This window comes from Streptomyces fuscigenes, assembly GCF_021556455.1.
Lineage (GTDB): Bacteria > Actinomycetota > Actinomycetes > Streptomycetales > Streptomycetaceae > Streptomyces > Streptomyces fuscigenes.
In genome coordinates this window covers 1-3,231 of the sequence record NZ_JAKGCV010000548.1, presented here as the reverse complement: position 1 = coordinate 3,231, position 3,231 = coordinate 1, and the positions used below count along the sequence as shown (strand labels likewise).

Below are 3,231 nucleotides of genomic sequence, written 5' to 3'. Positions count from 1 at the left end.
CGTGCACCGCCGGCTCCTCGCCTGGGCGCTGCTGCCCTGGCTGGCGGTGACCGTCGCGGTGCTGGGCTGCGGGGCGCTCCTCGACGCCGCAGAGCCCGGCCTCCCCTCGCTCGTGCTCCTGCTCGCCCCCGTGGCGCCGCTGCCGGCCGTCGCGGTGGCCTGGAGCCGGCGGACCGACCCGGCCTGGGAGCTGATCGCCGCCACCCCCGCCGCCGGGCTCGCCATGGTGCTGCGGCGCACCCTCGCGGTGCTCGCCGTCGTGGTGCCGGCGCTGCTCGTGGCGGGCGCGGGCACCGGCGAGGCCCCGGCCCTCGTCCTGCTGCCCTGCCTCGCGTTCACCGCGGGCTCCCTCGCGCTCGGCGCCCTCGTGGGCGTGCGGCGCGCGGCGATCGCCCTCGCGGCGGCGTGGGCGGCGGCCGTCCTGCTGCCGAGTCTGGCGTCGGGCGCCCTGTCCCCCGCGCTGGAGCCGGGGAGCGGCGCCGCCTGGGCCTGCGCCGCGGCGGCGCTCACCGCGGTCCTCCCACTCGCCACGTCCCGCTTCCGCCGCCTCGGCAGCGCCGACTGACCCGGGGGCCGGCTTCGTTCCCCCTCGAAATCCCTTGAATCCGCACGAATTCCCTCGACCGTGACCGCGACGCCGACCGCGACGACCGACCGGCCGCGGCGCGGAACTCGACAAGCGGCGCGGACTCGACGACCGACCGGCCCACGGCCCGACAGCCCCCTCCCCCGACAGCCCCCTCCCTCCCCCCGACAGGAGAGATCCCTTGCGACCCCTGAGCGTCGCCGAGACGGCCCCCTCGCTCCACCCCTGGCTCGTCCACGCGGAGCGCCTGCGCGTACGCGCCGGCCGGCGCCTGGCCGTCGACGGCCTCGATCTGGCCCTGGGCACCGGCGTGCACGGGCTGCTGGGTCCGAACGGAGCCGGCAAGACGACGCTCATGCGCGCGCTGTCCACCGTCGTCGGACCCGCCGGCGGCTCGCTGCGGCTGCTCGGCGCGCCGGTCGGCGGGCGCGCCGACCTGCGCGAGGTGCGCCGCCGACTCGGCTATCTGCCGCAGCGGTTCGGCTTCTACCCGCGCTTCACCGTCCGTGAGTTCGTCACGTACATGGCCTGGCTCAAGGAGATGCCCGCCGCGGCCGTCCCCGACGCCGTGCAGCGCGCCGTCGACCGGGTCGGGCTCACCGCCGAGGCCGACGTCCGGATGAAGGCGCTGTCCGGCGGGATGCTGCGGCGGGCCGGCATCGCCCAGGCCCTCGTCAACGAGCCCGAGCTGCTGCTGCTCGACGAGCCGACCGTCGGACTCGACCCCGGGCAGCGCCTCGACTTCCGGGACCTGCTGCGCGACGTCGGCACCGACAGCTGCGTGCTGGTCTCCACCCATCTCGTCGAGGACGTCGTCGCGGCCTGCACCGACGTGGTCCTCCTGGCCGGGGGCCGACTCGTCTTCCAGGGCACGCCCGACGAGCTGATCGCGCGCGGCGGGCAGGGCGACCCCGGCGACAGCCCGGCGGAGCGCGGCTACTCGGCGCTCGTCCGACGCCACCGGGGCGCGGCATGAAGCGCGTCCTCGGCATCGAGCTGCGGCGCTCCGCGGCCCCCGCAGCCGCCCTGCTGATCGCCGCGGCCGGCGCGATCGTGCTCCACGCCACCCCGGGGCGGTGGTCGGCCGGATGGATGGCGCTCGTCACGGTCCAGCGCGAATACCTCGCCGTGCTCTCGCCGCTGGCGACGGCCGCCGGGGCGTGGCAGTCCTACCGCGAGCACCGCGCCGATGTCGCCGAGCTGTTCGCCGCCGCGCCCCTCCCGCGGGCGCGGCGCGTCGTGCCGACCCTGGCCGCGACCGCGCTGGCCGCCGTCGCCGCGTACCTGGCCGCGCTGCTCGCGGCGGCCCCCCGGATCGCCTCCACGGCCCGCTACCTGCCGCCGGCCGCGTTCGCCGTCGTGGCCGTCGGACTGGTCGCGATGGTCGCGTCGATCTGGCTGGGGCTGGCCGTCGGCCGCCTGGTGCCGGCCCTCGCGACGGCGCCCGCGCTCGCCGTCGTCGACTACGCCCTGCTGCTCTTCGCGCCCCACGCCCTGCCGGACGGCGGGGAGACGGCCGCCTTCTCCCCCATGGGGGCGAGCTTGTTCAGCGACTACGACACGGTGGGCGGCGGGGTCAGCGCCGCCCAGGCCCTGTGGACGGCCGCACTCGCGGCGGCCGCCGTCGTGCTCTTCGCGGTCCGCCGGCGCCGGAACGCCCTCGCGGCGCTGCTGCCGGTGGCCGCCGGGGCGGTGGCCGCGGCCCTCGTCGTACCGACGGGCGCCGCCTACGCCCGCTCGACGCTCGACCCCGCCGCCCAGCGGCTGGTGTGCACGCCGGACGCCCCGCGGGTCTGTGTCAGCCGGGCCCACGAGGGCCTGCTGCCGGAGGTCGTACCGCGCGCCCGGCACGCGCTGTCGCTCCTGGCGGGCACGCCGGTCGTCCAGGCGCACGAGGACACCACCACGTTCTCGCCCCCGACCGCGCCGCGACCGCGGGCCGACACCGCCCTCCTGCGGATCACCGTGGGCCGGGACGGCCGCCTGGCGCACCCGGAGAGCCTCGAACCCTCCCTGCTCACCGACGTGTTCACCGGCCCCGGCCACTGCGGGGACGCGCGCGACTTCGAGGCCGCCACCGCGGCCGCCTACTGGCTGCTCGATCGGGAACCGGCCGCCGGCCCGGACGGCACGGGCGCCCCGGACCCGGGCGCCGTCGCGCTCTGGAAGGGCCTCCACGCCCTCCCCCGCGCCGAGGCGCACGTCCGGGTGATCGCCCTCTACCGCGCCGCCCACAAGTGCGCCCCCACGTCCGGGCAGTTGACCGGGGGCGGCAGGTGAGCCGCCGGGCGGGGAGAGCGGCGGAGGAGGCAGCGGAGCAGACGGCGGAAGAAGCGGCGGGCGAGCCGGGGGCGGGCGTGAGGTCGGGGACGGAGACGGGGGCGGCGGCGCAGGGCGCGGGGTCGGCGCCTGGGCCGGTCCCGCCGCCGACGGGGCGATCGGCGAACGGGCTCGTGCTGTACGTCCGTTCGCGCCGGGTACCGGCCGCGCTCGGCGCCGCCGTCGCGGCCACCGCGGCCGCCTGGCTGCCGGCCTCGTTCTCCGACGGCGGGGGTGGTGGTGGCGAGGTGAGCGGGGCCGCGTCGGCCCTGACCGTGCTGCTGCTGGTCGCCGTCGCCACCGCCACGCTCGGCGGGCCCGACGAG

At 78.5% G+C, this 3,231-nt stretch carries 3 protein-coding genes and 1 pseudogene; all 4 read left to right on the top strand.

The window, feature by feature from the left end:
• Positions 1 to 565: hypothetical protein (locus tag L1885_RS26055; RefSeq protein ID WP_235799617.1), on the top strand; the 565-nt coding region annotated here is incomplete at its 5' end.
• A 211-nt stretch (positions 566 to 776) separates the two neighbouring features.
• A complete protein-coding gene (locus L1885_RS26050; RefSeq protein ID WP_372482032.1) occupies positions 777 to 1,562 on the top strand; it encodes an ATP-binding cassette domain-containing protein in 786 nt (261 codons plus the stop codon).
• Positions 1,559 to 2,866, top strand: coding sequence for a hypothetical protein (locus tag L1885_RS26045; RefSeq protein WP_235799615.1), 1,308 nt, complete (start codon positions 1,559 to 1,561; stop codon positions 2,864 to 2,866). Before L1885_RS26050 ends, L1885_RS26045 begins: the two co-directional genes overlap by 4 nt.
• A 173-nt stretch (positions 2,867 to 3,039) precedes the next feature.
• Positions 3,040 to 3,231, top strand: a pseudogene (locus L1885_RS26040) (hypothetical protein); the annotation flags it as partial.

Excerpts from the sequence above, each read along its gene's own strand:
- L1885_RS26045 (WP_235799615.1), top strand. The coding sequence starts at position 1,559 with ATGAAGCGCGTCCTCGGCATCGAGCTGCGGCGCTCCGCGGCCCCCGCA.